Raw genomic sequence first — 17,105 nt, 5'->3', positions numbered from 1 at the left:
CACATGCCTGAGCCCATGGCTGCCGAGAGTTCAGACGCCGAACTCGCCCATCTCATACGGCAGGGAAACCGGTCGGCGGCGTCCGAGGTCCTCCTGCGGCACGAGGATGCGGTCCTCGTTCACGCGCGTCTGTACTGTCCCCATGAGCGAGACGCGCAGCAGGTCACGAACGAGGCATTCGCCCAGACCCTGCAGGCAGTCCGCGACGGCAGCGGCCCCACTGCGGCATGGCGTCCGTACCTGGTGACCGCGGTGCGACGTGCCGCCGCCCGGTGGGCCGACGAAGGGCACGGTCCACGGCTTTCGGACGGCTTCGCCCAGTGGATCGCATCGCTGCCCGGTCACGAGGGGCGCGCGTCCGCCGCGGAGGCGGCCGAAGAGAACTCGATCCTCCTGCGCAGCTTTCGCACACTGCCCGACACCTGGCAGGCGACGCTCTGGGAGAACCTCACCACGGCAACAGCGGCCGCCGAGACCGGGGCTGACGCCGAGGCCGCCCGCAAAGGACTCTGGGAGGCGTACCTGCAGGCATGCGCCCACACCTCCGACCGGTCCTGCCGCCACCTCACCGCCATCCTGGGCGACACCGTCCGACACCGCGCCGCGCACACCGAACTCGACACGCACACGGCCTGGTGCGAGAGGTGCCGTACGGCCCGGATCGAACTCACGGCCATCCACATCTGGAACCGGGACGTGCTCTACCGCGCGCTGATGCTGTGGCCTGCAGGCCTGCCACTGCGCCCGGCCCCTGCAACCGCCCAGGACGGTGTCACGGCCCTGCGCCCTGCGGCGGCCTCCGCATTCCGACGCGCCTCCCGGTGGCCCGCCGCAGCCTGGACGGGCCACCACAGCCGTTCACTGGTGCTGTGCATCGGCCTGGCAGCGGCAATCGCCGCCGCGATCACCACAATGGTCTCCCTCGCCGAAGAGGGGACGCCCCGGTCCTCGCCCGAACCGCTGCCCGTGACCACACCACCCGGCACACAGGCCGACGCAGGTGCCACGGCCCGCCCGGCCGCCTCGCCGCCGGCCGTGACCCCCACCGCCACGACGGACAGCTCCTCCGCGCCGTCTCCCGACCCCGACAGCCCCTCCCCCAGCAGCAGACCCGCCGGCTTCCGGCTCCTGAACACCAGGACAGGGCTTTGCGTCGGACCCGACGCTCCCGGCGCGACGTACATCCAGCTCCAGGTCTGCACCGAGGACCCTTCCCAGCGTTGGGAACGCATCGCGGCCGGCGACAAGGCCTACCAGCTACGTAACACCGGCACCGGCAAGTGCCTCGACGGCACCTCGGGAGGAGGCAACGCCGTCGAGGTGGTCCAGGCGGACTGCATCCGCGGTGCGAACCGCACACGACAACTGTGGACGTTCGCCGCGGAACCGGACGGGAAGTCATTCCGCCTGCGCTTCGTCCCCCCGGTCCCCGCCAGCGACTACCCGGCACACCTCCTCGGCCCACAGACCTGGACCGATACCCATCCCCCACGCCGGGGGACCCACCTCGTCCAGCTCCCCGACTACTACCATGCGGCCAGTTTCGCCTTCGCCGCCGACGACGACAGCGGCGAAGGTGACGGTGACACCCCCTGACACCCGGCAGTCCGTCCACCCGGCGGCGCGGGACCGCCGACGCGGACGAAGCCGGGCTGGACGGGGGACACCCCCACCCCTGCGCCCCGGAATTCCGCGGCGGGACCGCTCAGCCGAGGCGGGTGAGCCGGGTGCCGACGGAGGGCTCGGCCACGGCGTTCCGGACGGCGACCGGTACGCTCTTGGCCCCTTCACCGACGCCGGCCGTCAGGATGCCGACTTCCGTACCGGCCTTCGCCTTGTGCGGCAGCGGCGAGGCGCCGGCGGCGACGGCAAGCTTGAACTGCTGGCCCGGAACGCCGATCACGTTCAGATCCTTGGTGGCCACGAGCGGAGTACGGCCGCCGAGGCCGTCGTCCACGTAGCCGACCGTGTCGCCCTTGCGGACGAGCGGCGTGGACGCCAGGGCCGTCCGCACCGCTTCGATGATCTTCTTGCTGTTCGTCTGCACCAGGGCCAGGCTCTTGGTCGCGTTCGGGTCCGAGCCCTCCACGTGCTGCTCCATCAACGTGCCGAGGATCAGCGGGGTCTCGTCGCCGACCGACTTGTACGCCGCCCACATCAGCGTTCCGCCGGCCGGTGTGCTGGAGCCGGTCTTGATGCCGCGTACGCTCAGGCTCTGCACGCTGAGCAGCTCGTTGTTGTTGACGAGCGGCTGGGCCAGCCCCTTGATGGGTGCGCTGGGCATGGCGACGATCGTACGGAAGACCTCGTCCTTCATCACCGCCTCGGCCAGCTTCAACTGGTCGGTGGCGGTGCTGACGGTGCCGGCGTCCAGGCCGCTGGGGTCCGTGTACGTCGTGTCCTTCATCCCGAGGTCCCGGGCGGCGGCGTTCATCTTCTCCACGAATGCAGCCTCGGAATCGCTCCCTGTGTCCCAGCGGGCCAGCAGTCGGGCGGCGTTGTTGCCGGACGGGATCATCAGCATCTTGAGCATGTCCTGCTGGCTGAACTTCGTTCCTGCCGTGAGCCCCTGGATCCGGGACTCGTTCTCGGAGTTGCCGTCGGCCACGGCCTTCGCGTCGACCGTGATGTCGGGACCCGGATCGTTCTTGCGCAGGGGGTGGCCCTTGAGGATCACGTAGGCCGTCATCACCTTGGCCACGCTGGCCGTGGGGACGGGCTTCTGGTCGCCGAATGCGCCGACGTCGCCGGAGCCGGGGACGCGGACGGCCCCCTGGCCCTTGGCGGGCCAGGGGATGGAGAACTGCCCGTCGACGGTGTGCGCGGTCTCTGCGGCGACGACCCGGGGGGTGGGGAGCGGACGCAGCAGCTGGGCGCCGGCGTAGGCCCCGCCGAGGAGCAACAGGATCGGCGTCCACACCTTGACGCGGCGCAGCGCGGTCCGGCGGGGGGTCTCCTGCGGGGAAGGGGTGTTGGTGAGCTCGGCCAGCAGATCCAGCGGCGCCTTGGGCGTCGTGGGCGCGGGGGCCTGGGGGTGCGGCTGGGGCCCAGGCGCGGCGGGCGCCGGCACGTCGAGCGGCTTGAGGGCGACGAACCGGCTCGTCCGCTCGGAATCGCTCTCCTCTCCCCCAGCCCGCGCGGGCAGCTTCCGGCCGTCGTCCTCGGCCGTGGCCTCGGCAGCGGAGCCGTTCTGGCGTCCTCGGGCGTCAAGCCCGCCGCCCGGCTCGTCGGCGCCTTCGGCTCTGACTGCGGGCCAGGCCTTCTTGCTCGCATCGCTGAGCGCCTTGCTGTCGTCCCCGGACGCGTCCGTCGCGGTGTCCGTCTTGGGCTTCCGGCCGGTCGCGGCAGCTTCGGGCGCGCGGAACGCGACGGTTCGCGTGTCCCCGGCTCCGCCGTCGGAGTCGGCCGTGGAGGCCGGGGTGTCCTCGGCCTTGGTCCCGTCACCCGGCGCGTCCGCGCGCGTCGCGGGCTTGGTCCCGGCCTTGGCCCTGTCGCTCGTCGGCTTGGTGAGCGTCGGCGTGCAGCCGGCCTCCTCGTCGGTCTCGGCTGCGGTCCCGGTGCGGCTTGCGGGCGCGTCGTCCGGCTCGGTCCCGGGCCCGGTCTCCTTTCCGGTGCCGGCGGTGCGCCGAGGGCCGCGCTCGGGTTCGTCGCTCCCCGCGGCAGCATCGGGTGCGCTCGGCGCCTCGGCGTCAGGGGTGGGTCGAGTTCCGCTCCTGGGGCCACTGCCCGGTGCGGAGGCTTTGGACGCGGGTGCCGCGGCTGCCGTGCCATCGGCCCCGGTGTCGCTCTCGGGCTCGGCGGCGGTGCGTGCGGGCATGGGGAGCACTTGCGTGTCGTCGGCCTTCTGCCCGGCTTTGCCTTCCGTGTCCGTGTCGCCCGCGGCGACGGCCGCGGTGCCGACCTGGGCGGCCCCCGCTTCAGTGTTGGCACTGTCCTCGGCGTCGGAACGAGTCTCAGCGGCCTTCCCCGTGGCTTCGGCTTCGGCGTCAACGTCGGCCTCGGCTTCGGCCTTCGGGGTGTCACCGGGCGTGGCGGTATCGCACGCGGACTGCGGGCCGTCAGTCGTCTCACCGGTTTCGGCCGCGGTGTCGGTGTGGCTGCCGGCTGAGGGCCGGGCCTTCGCCCCGCTGCTCTCGGCTTCGTTGCCTCCTGCGGCAGGGTTGGGTGCGGGCGGCGAGAGCGCCCCCGTGCGGTCGTCCCCGGCGGCTGTCTCCCGCGGGGCCGTGTCGCGCGCAGGCTCCGGCTCGCCGGCCTCGGCCCTCCTCTCGGGCTGATCGCCCGGTGTATCAGCACCGCGTGTCAGGAGCGCGCCGTCGGCGTCGGCCTCGGCCGTGCTGTCAGCCGCGGGCAACGCGACGGCAGGCGCGTCTTCGGAGCCGGCGACGTCCGTGGTGTCCGGTTCCGTGGCTGTGTCGTCAGGGCCTGCCCCTGCGGTGGTGCTTGCGTCAAGCCCCTGGTCGTCCGGAGAACCGCCCGCCACCGCTCTTGCCTTCATCCCAGCCCCGCCTTACCACTCACACTGTGCAGATACCGTGCGGCGATGCCCCTACGGAGCCCCGCCGCACTGCTAGATGTACGCGGCGCACAGCTCGTTCCCCCCTGCTCGATCTTGTGACCGTTCGGCACGGCATGCCGAACGAGTGATGACCGGGCCGGTCACGCCGTCCTGTGTGAGGAGCCAGGCCGGGGCGATGTGGGCCGATTCTTCGCCGAGGCCGGACTCGCCGACATGATTCGCGAGCAGATCCGGCGCCCACTGCGGTCCAGCAATCAGGAGGGGATCGTCGCCGCCCAGGAAGCCGGCGGGCTTCCGGCGACGGACCCGGTACCGCCGAGTCAGCGCGTCGGCAGTGGGGCGGCGGCTGCGGGCAGGGACCGTACCCCGCGGACCGTAGCTCAAGGGACGCCCTCACCCGAACTTCATTCATCACGCATTCATCGCGTGTCAACACATGCGGGGTGAGATCAATTGTCCGCTTCAGGACACCGACATGAAGGAGTATGTTCTTGACCACTTATCTCAGGTCTGGTGCCGGCCCCCGGATGTTACTGGCGCTGATCGCGGCCTTGTGCGGAATCATCGGTACCACCGCGCTCGGTACGACCACGGCGGCAGCGGCCGATCAGCGTCACCCGATCTACGCCATCGCGCACCGCGTCGACACCCTGGGCGGCGTGGACGCCGCGCTCAAGCACGGCGCCAACGGCATCGAGATAGACGTCTGTGCCTGGTGGAACCCGAACGAATGGCGGGCCTATCACGACTGTTCCTCGGCCGGTGACAACCGGCTGGGCCCCAGCTTCGACAGCGTGATCGACCGCATTCTCTCCAACGCCAACGCAGGACGCCGGCTGGCGCTGGTCTGGCTGGACATCAAGGACCCGAACTACTGCGGAGAGCAGGAGAACCGCGGGTGCAGCGTCGCCGGACTGCGCGACAAGGCGCAGCGGCTGACGGCTGCCGGGATCCAGGTGCTCTACGGATTCTACGAGTACCACGGCGGCAGCACCCCGGACGTCGGCGGCAGGGGCTGGAAGAGCCTGGAAGGCAGGCTCGGCAGCCTGGAGGGCATCACGACGACCGGAACCCGCGACCAGGCCCAAGGCGCTTTCAACCGTTCCGGTTCCGGATTCGCGACCGGCCGCCGGGTGATGGACTACGGCGACAGCGACATCACCAAGGGGTTCGGCAACTGCACCGAAACCACTCACTACACGTGCGCGGAACTGAAGAAGGGCGCCGGAGACCGTGACGCCGGACAGCTCGCGGCCACACTGTCCTGGACGACCACTTACAACGATCCGTGGTACGTCGACAAACTGCTGGGCGACGGGCGGGTGGACGGCATCATCGCGGGCTACGGGGCCTTCACCGGAGTCCGCGAGTACGACGACAGCTGGCAGTGCGCCAACGCCGTCAACCTCGTCCGTGACTGGGTGAACCGCCACAGCGGCACCCATCGCATGGCCACCGCTGGTGACCGTCTGTTCCGGTAGAGCACAGCACCACCAGACGCACCGGCGGGCGTTGTGCGCACCGGGGTGAAAGTGCGGCATCGTCACCGGAGCTGTCATGCACGGGGCTTCCGCCAACTTGAAGTCGCAGGTCAAAGGGCTGGTGTGACCGACTCTCGGTTTGCTCACGCTGGTCGTGGGCGGGAGCCCACGGAGAAGATCATCTGTCAGCGGTTGACTTCGAGGTTCGTCAGGACGAGCAGAGCGCGCAGGAGACGGGTGGCGCGGGCGGGGTCGGTGCGGAGTCTGGTGAGGGTCCGCCAGTTCTTGAGGTGGGCGAAACCGTGCTCGACCGGTGCACGTCCGACGGCGAGGACACGGTTGGCCGGCCGCGCGCAGGCGGGCCAGGACGTGGTCGTGGCGGGCCGCGGTGTTGTCGTGGGTGCGGCCGGGCCGGGCAGCGGATATCCAGATCAGGCGGCCCTTCTCGTCGGTCAGGGCAAGGACGTGCAGGCCATGGCTGCGGTGCTTGAGCCCGAGTAGTTCCGCCGGTCGGCCTTGCCGGTGCGGCGCTGGGTGCGGATGAGAGTGCCGTCGATCAGGACTACTTCCCCGCGCTGCTTGGCGACCTTCTTCAGGGCTCGGTCCAGGCGCGGGGCCTGGGCGGCGAGCAGGGCGATCAGCTCATCGCGCCAGCGGCGGACGGTGGACTCGGACACGTCGTTGCCGCCCGCCATGTCGGCCAGGCGCTGGTCGTGACGCAGCACGGCCAGGACGATCACCGCGATCCGTCCGGGCGGCAGGATCCGCCACCTGGACCGTATCGCTTTCAGGTGGCGACGAAGCAGGTCGGCGAGGTGGTTGACGGTGTGCGTGGACAGCGGCAGGCGGCACTGGTAAACAAGCGGGCAGGGGTCCTCGGCGCGTTCATTGGTTTTCGCCACACAAATCCAACGGCCGCCGGGGGCGCCGTGGTTACGCCCGCAGCGCACCACCCCGGGCGGTAGCGTCCCCGGTCACAGGCGGATGGTGAACCGGCCGTCGGGCAGTCTGCGTAGCCAGCCGCGATCGACGAGTCTGACCAGTCTCCCGCGCAGCGGTTCCAGCTTGGACCGCACGGTGACGTCGACTCCCAGGATCTCGCCGACCTGCCGGGCCATGACCGGCCCGGCGGCCTGGCGCACAGCGGCGAGAATGCGCTGGTAGTCCGGCGGGAGCATGGTCTCCTCCATGTCCGGCGTGCGGTGCGGGATCAGCATCACCGCCCGGCCGCCCACCTGCCCCGGCGCCGGCACGACCGAGGCGCGCTCGCCAGCGAGCTGTTCGCTCACCCGCTCAAGAACCCGTTCGGCGACGGTGAGGTCGTCCCGCTCGGCCCGTACCTCAGCCAACTGCTTGGCCAGCTGTTCTTCGAGTTCGTCCAGTTCCGCGCGCCGCGCGGTGATCCGTTCCAGCAGCTCGGGATCCAGCATGCACCGGATCGCAGAAGGCATCCCGACTGCAATGAGGAGAAATCGGCAAGCTGGCATATCACCGAACGGCGACAGCCCGTCAAAGGCTCAGACGAACGGCTGGCCGCACCGGTGACCAGCCGCTTTCCCCCGCCCATGTCATTGCAGTGGGCCTGCGATTGCCGTGAGCGCGGCGAGGTGGCGTCGGTAAGTAGCTATCCCGTCCTCGGTCAGACGCAGCCAGGTCCGCGGCCGACGTCCGACCTGACCCTTCTCGACCGTCACCCAGCCCGCTTCTTCCAGGCGCGAGACCTGCTTCGACAGTGCGGAGTCGGTGATTTCCACGAGATCTCGTACATAGGCGAACTCAGCCTTCTCCACCACAGCGAGGGCTGCGACGATCGACAGACGTACGGCCGAGGCAAGAAGGGGCGCGAGTGCGTGTCGCGGGTGAGGGCCCTGTCCCGCGCCCGTCGAGGGTTCCGGCTTCATACAGCGCGCGCTTCCCGCCAGGCTGCCGCAGCGGCCGGCAAGGCGCACGCAAAAGCGGCTACGGCCGCGAAGGCGACACTGTCCACGACAACCGTGAAGCCGAGCGCGAGGGTCAAGACGTAGGCACCCGCCCATGCCCCGATCACTTTGAGGTGCAGCCCTCCGTAGCCGTGCGGAACCACAGGCTGCCGCACGGCGAACAGGGACAGCCCCATGACCACAAGTGCATTCGCCAGCGTGCTGACCAGTGTCCCCATCGGCCCGTGCCACAGCAACACAGCGGGAACCAGGACCAGCTGCCAGACGGCGAATAGCCACAAGTAGCCGACATACCAGCGGCTTCGCACCCGTGAGGTCGCCTCGATCCGCGCAATCCCCTTCAACGCTGCGACTGCATCGATCTGTTCGCTCATCGCACACCCCTCCCGTCGTCGCCCGGGCATCCCCATGCCCAACCTGGCATCTACTTGCCAGAGTAGCAACTACTTGCCGAAGCGGGGAACCGGCTTCGCCTGGGCGAGATTTCCCGGAGCAAAGTCGGCGAGCATCTCTCCACGCCGACAGACGATCTACTCCGCAGACTGCCGCCCACGACCAGCGTGAGTACCCCGACCAGCGGCCACACCAGCCCTTTGGACTGCAACTTCAAGTTGGCGGAGGCTCACGCTCATTCACGAAGTCGTGCACTCACCAGCGATGTCGTGCACTCACCCCGGGAGTGCACGACATCGTCCGTGTGCACCGGCCGCATCGGTCGAGGGTTTCGACGTCGGTGCGCAGCGCCTTCAGGGCCCGCAGCGCCGTCAGGTCGATCGCCGACCGGGGTGGTCCGGCGTCGAGTGTGGCGCCGGGATCTGTCACCGCCGATGCGGGGGCTTCCCATCGGCCGACGTCTGCCGTCCCCACCTTGGAGAGAGGTCGGCTCCCGTGATTCGGCCCCTCACTTGTGGCTGATTGCCCGGCGCAGGTCTCGACGGCGAGGCCGCGGCGCTCGGGGTGCCCAGGGCGCGATACCGGTCGAACGCCTCGCGGGCATCCGGGATGAACCCTTGATGGCGTACGAGGTCTTCGAGTTCCGGCTCGGTCAGCCAGTCGGACCAGGCGACTTCCCGGGGATCAGGCTGTACCTGCGTGGTGATGACGACCTCGTGGAGGCCCAGCCAGTAGGGACTGATCGCGCCGTCACACAGGAACTTGAGCACGAAGCGGGGTTCGACGTGGACGCCCAGTTCCTCCGCCAGTTCCCGCGCGGCGGCCTCTTCGTACGACTCTCCCACGTCAACGGCGCCACCGAGCATCCAGTTGAACTGGCCCGGGAAGCGGGATGCGTCATCCGGGCGCCGGTGCACGAGGATCCGTCCGTCGGCGTCGCGGCACACCGTCGTCGCGACGCGGTGCAGCCATCGTTCCCGGATCGCCTCCCCGCGGTCGACGATCCCGACGACACGATCCTGCTCGTTCACCTGTTCAACCAGTTCAACCATGGGATACACGATCTCAAAGGTTCTGGCCACAGGTCCGAATCTTCCAGGCAGCGCTGCCCCGGCTGAACACGAACGGCACGGCAACCCTGATCGCCGCTCGCCGTGGAGCCGGCACCGGCGGCGTACCGCACGTTGTCCCCGTTCGGAGGGCCGCCAGCCGGGACAGGGCGGGACCGCGGGCGGTGAAATCGTGGAGGTCGCGGGGCAGCGCGAGCGTGTGGAGCGGGGTGGGCTCAGCAGCGGGTCCGGCCGCCCGCCCGCCGACCGGGCGGGTGCGGGCGTGCGGGGCGGGCTCCTGCCCCGGCCCGGTGGCCGGGCGGGTGCGGGGACGGGCCCGGGGCCGGCCCAGGCTGGCGACCCGCTCCAGCTCCTGGGCGCCGGCGGTGTCCAGTCCCAGCGCGGCGGACAACGCCTGCACGGTGCGACGTTGCGGTCCCCGGGACCGGCCGCGTTCCAGGTCCGACGGCGCCCGTACGCTCACCCCCGCGGCGTGCGCCAGCTCCTCCTGGCTGAGCCCGGCGGCCGAGGGGTGGAGCACGGGTGGAGCCACGCCCTCCACCAAGCGGGCGGGCCGGAGTCGATCGGGATGTAGGCTCTCCGTATGCCGCAGCTCGGAGACCGCCCATGACGGTGAGCGGGAAAGACGTGCGCCAGGCCGTCGCCCTCTGTGTCGACACTCTCGAAGGCGGCCCCGCTGCCCAATGGCACACCAGGGCCGGCGACTTGGAGTGGACGTGCTGGGAAACTCTTGAGCACCTCGCGGACGACCTGCTGACGTACGCGCTGCGGTTCGGGCTCGCGCAGCCCATCGCCGTACCGCGCGTCCCGCTGCGCATTTCCAGTGATCGGCCCGATGGCCCGGCCAATGTCATCTTCGGTGACCGCGAGGCGGGCCCCGGAGGGCTCCTGACCGCCGTGGAGGCCTGCGGCGGCCTGCTCGCGGCCGTCGTCGACATCACCGACTCAACCACCTTGGCCCCGCACGTCTTTGGCGCCGCCGACCCGGAGGGCTTCGCGGCGATGGGCATCGTCGAGACGCTGGTGCACACCCACGACATCGCCCAGGGTCTGCACCGCATCTGGGAGCCCCCGCAGGACCTGAGTGAGCGAGTCCTCTCGCGGCTGTTCCCCGAAATCTCCGTCATCGACACCCCGTGGTCGACTCTGCTGTGGGCCACCGGACGTATGGAGACGCTTGATCGCCCCCGCCGGACGCACTGGCGCTGGCACGGCGCGCCGCTCGGCCGCAGCTGATCGTATGGCCGGCACCGAACGCCGTGCCGTGGACCGGCGGCCGTCGGCGTCTCCGACCGCACACAGGATGCATATCGGTGGCCGGGAACACCATGGTCTCCTGCGCGAGCCACGAGCCGCGTCGGGCGAAGGCGTACTGCACCGCCCGGGGAGTGGCGGGGACGGAGGCGGCGATGTCGGCCGGGCCGATCTCGCGGCCGGCTCCCCCGGGCGGTGCGTCGCACAACCCGGGGGACGGCTGCCTGCGCCCTACACCTCTGGGAAGGCTGATTCGAGAAGGGCAATTTCCCCCGTCACGGCAGCCGCTTCCTCCTTGCGGCCCATGAGATTCAGCTGATCCCGCAGGGACGCGAGCGATGTGATGAGAAGTCGCTGGCGGCCCGATTCCAGTTCATGCAAGCGGCGGGCGGCGCCCACGGATTCGGCCCGCAGGGTCAGTACGATCTCGGGCCGGCCGGCGAATTCCTTGCTGTACTTGATGAGGTCGACGGCGAGGCGAGACAGGTAGGCCAGCGGGCTGACCTGCACCAGCACCCGGTAGGCCGCGACTCGCTGACGGACCGTGGGCTTCTCCGACCCCAAGAGGAAAACCCTGGCGCGCAGGACAGCATCGTGATTGATATTCGCCGAGTGATTCATGAAAGGAATTCTGAAAGCCCGACCTTCCCCGAACAAGGCCGGGAGCCTGTGCTGTTCGCCCTACGGAAAACCCGTCAGATCTGTCATGATGGATACGTCTTAACCCGTACGCCCCCAGAAGTGCTGCGACGGCGACGTACGGCGGGCCGGCCGTAACGCCTGCCATCGGGGACCGTGTCCTGCTCTGGTTGCCACCCGCCTCACGCCGAAGCGCCCCGGACGCGGACGCCGGGGACCGCGGTCCTACAGCCGGTAGCCGTCGGCACGCCTCCCTGCAAGGACGCCGCGATCAGGACCAGGCGTCCGCGGTCGGTTCCATGGTCCAGAGGGGTCCGGCACAGCAGGATGAGGTTCACACAGGTATGTCGAGACGGTTGCCGTCCGCTTCACTGAGGTAGGTGCCCAGGGACTGGAGAGACGCCCAGAGCTGATCGAAGTACGCGGCGAAGTAGGTCATGAACGTGGGATCCTCGACGCTGAAGCCGTTCAGCCTCTGACGCGGCCCCCCGGAGAACGCCAGGAACACCACACTGTCGTCGATCAGCGCCATGTTCAGGCCGTCAGCCGCCGCTGTCCACCGCAGCACATTGGCCTCGTAGTTGAGGATGTGCTCGCTGTCCTCGTGGTGCTGACGAGCCCAGGAGAACATGTCACGGTCAGGAAGCCCGTTGTGTTCGGGGATGCCGATGATGCGCCGTACGCTCCGTTCGTCGTCACTGTCTTCGCCGGCCCAGTCCAAGATGGCCCTGAAGTACTCGGCGGACGCCCGGGTCGTGTACTGGGTGGGCGGGTAACGGCGCGTGTACGTGACCCGGATCTCCGAGCGGGCCTGGCGGACACCCGCAGCAGCCGCCTCGTAGAATTCCCGATTGTCCCGGTACCAGTGCGCAGCCAGCAGAGCATCCCCCGGAGTCTCCGGCCCGCCGATGAGCGGTGGTTGCGGGAGCGGGGAGCGAAGGCCCTTGGAGGCTTCCTCGATCTGCCTGGCCGCCCGCAGCCACCGGTTCTGCCACCTCGACGGTTCCTCACCACAGGCCTCCACGAAGGCCACCGTGTGCTCCCAGTTCGGGAATCGCCGGCCGTTCAGGATCGCCGAGACCGTGCTGCGACCGCACCCCATCTTCCGGGCAAGCGTCTCCTCGGTCGGCTTCTTGAAGGTCCGCCGGCGGAGTTCGCGCAATTCGGCCGCGAAGGCGAGCTGGGGCTCTGGCGGCTCTGCCGGTGTCCGCTGACCAGGCATGGTCCCCACCCCCGTGAACGACACAGAACGGTACTGATGGTCCGTCATTGTTCCTCAGTGCTACGGAATTTCACCAGTGTTCGGCAGTGTTCGCCTTCGTCCGGGGTTTTCTACGCGCGTCTCGCAGCCGTTGTCCCTGCACGGAGCCCGGCACCAGACTCGGGGCAGCGGCCGTCGCCGGCCGCGCCGGGAGGAGAAGGGAGCCCACACCCATGTGATCCGTCGAACCGCTGCACCGGAGGCCCGCATCGTGAGGCCTTACGACAAAAGCCAAGGCCGCCCCCTGGTGCTTCTGGGCGGAAGCAGGGAACGGCCTTCTGCTCACACAAGGAGACCCTCGTGCTCGTCGACTTCAGGATAGACCTGCCGTGTATGAGCGTGGCCTTCGTGGCCATGCTGGTGCTGGGCGTCGTGCTGGTGATGTACCCCTCGGCCCAGGCGGCCATCCTTCAGGAGGGAGACTGGCTGCTGCCGGCAGCCGCCTGCCTCCTGGCCGCTGCACGCCCCGGTGAGAGGGGTCAGCGGTGACATCTCACGATCTCGTGGCAGCATGCCGCCAGTGTGGGGAGAACACCTCGCGTTTGACCTACACCGGGCTCGTCCGCCGCTGCAACGGCGACTTCGCGGTCGCTGAGTGGTCGGAGTGTGCACAGTGCCACCGCTGGCTCGCCTTTCGCATCGGACGCGAGGGAGGTACGCGTTCCAGGTAGTCGGCATCCATGTACAGCGGACTGCCCGTAACCGTCCCGTTCGGGGTGTGCCGGCTGCAACACACCCCGAAGCCCTCACCGGGGCAGGGTGGTCCGGCGCCCTGGGCGGGACGCGCCCTCCCCCGGCCCCGGCCCCGCCGGAACGGTGCCCGTGCCGCGGCCATGTGGCTCCCGGCTTGACCTTGACACTGTGACAAGGTCTTCACTGCTGCCGAGGAGGTGGTCCCCATGACCATTCGGGCAGAAGAAGTGAACACGATGCGCGCTCTCCAGGGGCTGGAGAGCAGCAGTTCGTCGGTGCGGCTGAGGGCGGCCCTGGCGGTCGGAACGGCCGCGGACTCCCGCTCCGTCGACACGCTGATCAAGCGGTGCGCGGTCGAGCCCGACTTCCACGTGCGGGACATGCTGACCTGGGCGCTGACGCGCCACTCGTCCTCGGTGACGGTCCCGAAGCTGATCGACGCGCTGGGCTCGGAGCGGGCACAGGCACGCAGTCAGGCCCTGCACACCTTGTCGAAGGTCGGGGACCGGCAGGCATGGCCGGCGATCACACGGGCTCTGCTGACCGACGCCGACGACGAGGTGGCGCGCAGCGCCTGGCGGGCAGCGGTCGTCCTCGTGCCCGAAGACGGCGGGCAGGCCGACTTGGCCGAGGTGCTGGCGACGCAGCTCGGGCGCGGCGGGCGTGAGACGCAGTTGAGCCTGAGTCGGGCGCTGGTCGCGCTGGGTGAAGCGGTCACCCCGGCCCTGCGCGCCGCTATGGCGGATCCGGCCCCTCGGGTGCTCGAGCACGCGATCGCCACGGAACGACTGCTGCGTGACCCCGATGCCGGGTTCGGGTTCGCCATCGAGGAGGCTAAGCGGATCGTGTCCTTGGGCGCGAGCGCTCGGGAGGAGTGACAGAACGTGTTGATCGGTGATGTGGCACGGCGGTCCGGGGTCAGCGCCCGCATGCTCCGCCACTACGAGTCGCTGGGCCTGCTGCGGCCGACGGGGCGTACCGGGGCGGGCTACCGGGAGTACTCGAACGCGGACGTCCGCCGCATCTTCCACATCGAGAGCCTAAGGTCTCTCGGGCTGCCGCTGCGCGACGTCGCGCGGGCTCTGGATGAACCGGGTTTCACGCCCTCCGGGCTCATCGAGACACTGGTCCGCCAGACACGAGAACGCATCGCGGCCGAGACGGAGCTGCTCACGCGGCTGAAGCGGATCGGCGCCGCGGAGCCCCCCGGCTGGGAGGACGTCCTGCGCATCGTCGCGCTCCTGAATGCCCTGGCATCGGAGAGCGCCGGGAAGCGGCAGCGCGCGGCGCTGTCCGCGGCCGAAGGGGGCGCGGTGCCGGTGGAGGCCCTGGTCGAGGCCGCTCTGAGCGAAACGGAGCCGAACGTCGCCGGTGCGCTCCGCTGGGCGCTCGCCCAATCGGGCGAGGCCGCACTGGCCGGACTCGCGCACGGACTGGAGTCGCCCGCGGCCGAGGTGAGGAGACGCGCCGTGCAGTCGGTGGTGGAGATCCCGGACCACGGGGCGACCGTACTGCTGCAGGGCGCCCTCGCGGATCCCGACCTCGGAGTCCGCCGGTGCGCGGCGCTGGCGCTCGGGGCACGCGGGGTGGCCGATGCGGTTCCGACGCTCACCGACATGATCGCCGACGAGGCGAACGACGTCGAAGCAGCCGACGTGCTCAGCGCGCTGGCGAGTGATCCCTCGCTCGCGGACCGCATCGTCGCCGGGCTCGTCGGCCGCCTCGGCAACAAGGCGGTCGGACCATCCGCCCGGCTGCGGCTGGCACAGGCCCTCGCGGACATCCCCGGCAGCACGGCCTCACGCGTCCTGGCCGATCTGTCGCGGGACGAAGACCGGGCCGTCGCGCTCACCGCGGCCTACGTTCTGGAGCTCCGCGACACACGATGACGGACCCCTGGCGGCGGGGGGGGCGGGGACTGGGCGGAAGCAGCCGCGCGGAGCGCGGCGTGACCGGCCCCGCCGTCCACTGCGCTCCGTCACCAGCCCTGCAGCCCCAGCAGTCCGCCTCTGCGTCATCCGCTGCCAGACCCCGGCGGAGCTTCGTCGCCGTCCACTCCGGCCGGCCTGGACACCATCGGCCCAGCGCCCCGTCACCGCGTTGCAGGACGTTCGTGTGTTACAGCACGATCACACCACCCATGTCTTCGACACCAGGAGCCCACCATGTCCTGATGCACACTCACCACGGCGCTGCCGCACTGGCCGCAGCCGCACTGCTGGCCCTCGCCCTCACCGCCTGCGACCCCGCACCCACCGCGTCCGGCACCGACACCAAGCCGGCCCCGACCACACCGGCCGGTCCGACCTCCGCACCGAAGACCACCGCCAGGACGGCCACGCTCCCCAACCTTGTCGGCAAGGGCCTCCAAGTCGCCCAGGACGAGGCGCAGGCCGCCGGTTTCCGCTCCCTCACCTCCCACGACTCCCTCGGCCGCGGCCGCGCGCAGGTCCTCGACCGCGGCTGGAAGGTCTGCACTCAGACACCCGCGCCTGGCGGCGTCATCGATGCCACTACGAAGATCGACCTCGGGGCGGTCAAAATCGAGGAGAGCTGCCCCGCCGCGGAGGCCCCCGCACCGACCGCTGCCGCGGGCACCATGCCCGCGATCGTCGGCAAGTCGATGAAGGTCGCCCGCGAGGCCCTCCCCAGCAACGCGAGCATCACGGTCAAGGATGCGAAACAGGGCCGCATGGTCCTCCAGGAGTCCAACTGGCAGGTGTGCACGCAGGACCCGGCCGGCGGCGCCCAGTTCACCGGCCAGCCGGTCGCCTTCAGCGTGGTGAAGTTCGGCGAGAGCTGCCCCTGACCGCCTGGACCCCCGCCGCCTGGCGGGGCGCCGCGGACAAGGGGGGCCGCGATCGAACCCCCGGCCAGCGGGCCTCTCTCAGCAGCGACCGGGCGCCTCCGTCCACGTCCGCAGGCGATGCCGAACACCGTCCTCCTCGGCCAAGGGTGTCGGTCGCCGTCCAGGCAGCGCCCGTGGAACGGCCCTTCTCCGCTGACGGACGGGTGCGGCGCTGCGTGCTCTCTGCAGGGCCGCCGCTGGGAGGACATCCCGTCGGCCCGGTCGGACGGCCTCGACCGGGCCCTTGCCGCAGGCGGGGTGGAGCTGTGGACGGGGGCCGGTGGCCCTCGCGAGCCGACGCGACGCCGTCGCGAGCCTCTGACGGATCAGTGCTCCTCGGCAAACTCGACGGCATCGGGGAAGACGTCGGTGCTGATGTGTCCCGACAGCCAGCCGACCAGGAACTCGACCGCGCCCACGGGATGCGCGTCGTAGTACCAACCCCTCGGATTCCAGCAGACGACCGTCCACTCGTCCGGCTTCCCGTCGGTGAGCCAGCACACACGGTCCCCGTTGTCGGTTCCCGCCCACGGCAGGAGTCCGCCAGGCTCCGGGTAGAAGGGGTACGGGCAGTCCTCGGGGTTGCTGTTCCGGAAGCTGCTTTCCTGGCCCAGCAGCCGCTTCGCCGGGCCGACCAGCAGGTCTCGCCCGCCGAAGGGTGCAAGGGGCGTCAGGAATTCGGCGAAGTGGTGGGCCCCGTAGGCTCCGACCAACTGCTTGAAGTCGGAGGGGAGCGCCAGGCCGAGGGCTGCCTCCACCTCGTTCCAGTCCCCGTGCGCCAACAGCGGCTGCGACGGCGGTGGAACGAGGCGGGTGAGGTCGTCGAACGCGGTCATGGGGCTGAGCCTAGAGGCGGTCTCGCGACTGCCGATCGGCGGGTACGCCGCCGGTGAGGACCGAGCCCGCGGGCGTATGCGCAAAGACGCTCGGCCGGGAAGTCCGGGCCGAGCGTTTTCGTGCGTCTGCTACCGCTGGCGGCTTAGTACCAGTGGTGGGCCTGCCAGAACTTC

General features: G+C 70.1%; 16 protein-coding genes and 2 pseudogenes. 7 read left to right on the top strand and 11 right to left on the bottom strand.

What is annotated here, in order from left to right; all coding sequences use genetic code 11:
- The first annotated feature begins 3 nt into the window (after positions 1-3).
- Positions 4-1,596 (top strand): RICIN domain-containing protein, encoded by a 1,593-nt coding sequence (locus ABTY04_RS36825; RefSeq protein ID WP_352217800.1) that lies wholly within the window; start codon positions 4-6, stop codon positions 1,594-1,596.
- A gap of 109 nt (positions 1,597-1,705) precedes the next feature.
- On the opposite strand, the gene ABTY04_RS36820 is transcribed toward ABTY04_RS36825, so the two are convergent.
- Positions 1,706-4,351, bottom strand: coding sequence for a D-alanyl-D-alanine carboxypeptidase (locus ABTY04_RS36820; RefSeq protein ID WP_352217799.1), 2,646 nt, complete (start codon positions 4,349-4,351; stop codon positions 1,706-1,708).
- A 656-nt stretch (positions 4,352-5,007) separates the two neighbouring features.
- Between ABTY04_RS36820 and ABTY04_RS36815 the strand changes: the two genes are divergently transcribed.
- Positions 5,008-5,997 (top strand): PI-PLC domain-containing protein, encoded by a 990-nt coding sequence (locus tag ABTY04_RS36815; RefSeq protein ID WP_352217798.1) that lies wholly within the window; start codon positions 5,008-5,010, stop codon positions 5,995-5,997.
- 351 nt (positions 5,998-6,348) lie between these two features.
- Here ABTY04_RS36815 and ABTY04_RS36810 read toward each other — a convergent pair.
- From ABTY04_RS36810 to ABTY04_RS36780, 7 genes and pseudogenes are all read right to left on the bottom strand, one after another.
- Positions 6,349-6,429: pseudogene (locus tag ABTY04_RS36810) on the bottom strand (IS5/IS1182 family transposase); the annotation flags it as partial.
- A gap of 20 nt (positions 6,430-6,449) precedes the next feature.
- Positions 6,450-6,899 carry a hypothetical protein gene (locus ABTY04_RS36805; RefSeq protein ID WP_352217797.1) on the bottom strand — a complete coding sequence of 150 codons (450 nt, stop codon included), beginning with the start codon at positions 6,897-6,899 and terminating at the stop codon, positions 6,450-6,452.
- A 72-nt stretch (positions 6,900-6,971) separates the two neighbouring features.
- Complete coding sequence (locus ABTY04_RS36800; RefSeq protein WP_352217796.1) at positions 6,972-7,427, bottom strand: hypothetical protein; 456 nt, start codon at positions 7,425-7,427, stop codon at positions 6,972-6,974.
- A gap of 138 nt (positions 7,428-7,565) precedes the next feature.
- Positions 7,566-7,898, bottom strand: coding sequence for a winged helix-turn-helix domain-containing protein (locus ABTY04_RS36795; RefSeq protein WP_352217795.1), 333 nt, complete (start codon positions 7,896-7,898; stop codon positions 7,566-7,568).
- Positions 7,895-8,311 carry a hypothetical protein gene (locus ABTY04_RS36790; RefSeq protein ID WP_352217794.1) on the bottom strand — a complete coding sequence of 139 codons (417 nt, stop codon included), beginning with the start codon at positions 8,309-8,311 and terminating at the stop codon, positions 7,895-7,897. The genes ABTY04_RS36795 and ABTY04_RS36790 overlap by 4 nt, the downstream gene beginning before the upstream one ends.
- A 588-nt stretch (positions 8,312-8,899) precedes the next feature.
- Positions 8,900-9,382: pseudogene (locus tag ABTY04_RS36785) on the bottom strand (NUDIX hydrolase); the annotation flags it as partial.
- Between the two features lie 13 nt (positions 9,383-9,395).
- Positions 9,396-9,932, bottom strand: coding sequence for a helix-turn-helix domain-containing protein (locus tag ABTY04_RS36780; protein ID WP_352217792.1), 537 nt, complete (start codon positions 9,930-9,932; stop codon positions 9,396-9,398).
- Between the two features lie 74 nt (positions 9,933-10,006).
- On the opposite strand from ABTY04_RS36780, the gene ABTY04_RS36775 reads away from it, so the two are divergent.
- On the top strand, positions 10,007-10,636 hold the full coding sequence (locus tag ABTY04_RS36775) for a maleylpyruvate isomerase N-terminal domain-containing protein (protein WP_352217791.1): 630 nt from the start codon (positions 10,007-10,009) through the stop codon (positions 10,634-10,636).
- Between the two features lie 249 nt (positions 10,637-10,885).
- Here the strand turns inward: ABTY04_RS36775 and ABTY04_RS36770 are convergent, their stop codons facing one another.
- Together ABTY04_RS36770 and ABTY04_RS36765 are read right to left on the bottom strand one after the other, a co-directional pair.
- Positions 10,886-11,275 carry a hypothetical protein gene (locus ABTY04_RS36770; RefSeq protein WP_352217790.1) on the bottom strand — a complete coding sequence of 130 codons (390 nt, stop codon included), beginning with the start codon at positions 11,273-11,275 and terminating at the stop codon, positions 10,886-10,888.
- Positions 11,276-11,627: 352 nt separating this feature from the next.
- Positions 11,628-12,515: a helix-turn-helix domain-containing protein gene (locus ABTY04_RS36765; protein ID WP_352217789.1), complete on the bottom strand. Its 888-nt coding sequence runs from the start codon at positions 12,513-12,515 to the stop codon at positions 11,628-11,630.
- Positions 12,516-12,854: 339 nt separating this feature from the next.
- On the opposite strand from ABTY04_RS36765, the gene ABTY04_RS36760 reads away from it, so the two are divergent.
- From ABTY04_RS36760 to ABTY04_RS36745, 4 genes are all read left to right on the top strand, one after another.
- Complete coding sequence (locus ABTY04_RS36760; RefSeq protein ID WP_352217788.1) at positions 12,855-13,043, top strand: hypothetical protein; 189 nt, start codon at positions 12,855-12,857, stop codon at positions 13,041-13,043.
- Between the two features lie 410 nt (positions 13,044-13,453).
- A complete protein-coding gene (locus ABTY04_RS36755; protein ID WP_352217787.1) occupies positions 13,454-14,125 on the top strand; it encodes a HEAT repeat domain-containing protein in 672 nt (223 codons plus the stop codon).
- A gap of 6 nt (positions 14,126-14,131) precedes the next feature.
- Entirely contained in the window at positions 14,132-15,136 is a 1,005-nt protein-coding gene (locus ABTY04_RS36750; protein ID WP_352217786.1) for a HEAT repeat domain-containing protein, read from the top strand.
- Positions 15,137-15,420: 284 nt separating this feature from the next.
- Positions 15,421-16,056 carry a PASTA domain-containing protein gene (locus ABTY04_RS36745; protein WP_352217785.1) on the top strand — a complete coding sequence of 212 codons (636 nt, stop codon included), beginning with the start codon at positions 15,421-15,423 and terminating at the stop codon, positions 16,054-16,056.
- Positions 16,057-16,421: 365 nt separating this feature from the next.
- Here ABTY04_RS36745 and ABTY04_RS36740 read toward each other — a convergent pair whose 3' ends face one another.
- Positions 16,422-16,931 carry an SMI1/KNR4 family protein gene (locus tag ABTY04_RS36740; RefSeq protein ID WP_352217784.1) on the bottom strand — a complete coding sequence of 170 codons (510 nt, stop codon included), beginning with the start codon at positions 16,929-16,931 and terminating at the stop codon, positions 16,422-16,424.
- Positions 16,932-17,105: the final 174 nt, after the last annotated feature.

The sequence above is a fragment of the Streptomyces sp. NPDC097981 genome (assembly GCF_040302565.1).
Taxonomy (GTDB): Bacteria; Actinomycetota; Actinomycetes; order Streptomycetales; family Streptomycetaceae; genus Streptomyces.
Note: the sequence above shows the minus strand (reverse complement) of the source record. Positions and strands in the feature narration are given on the sequence as shown.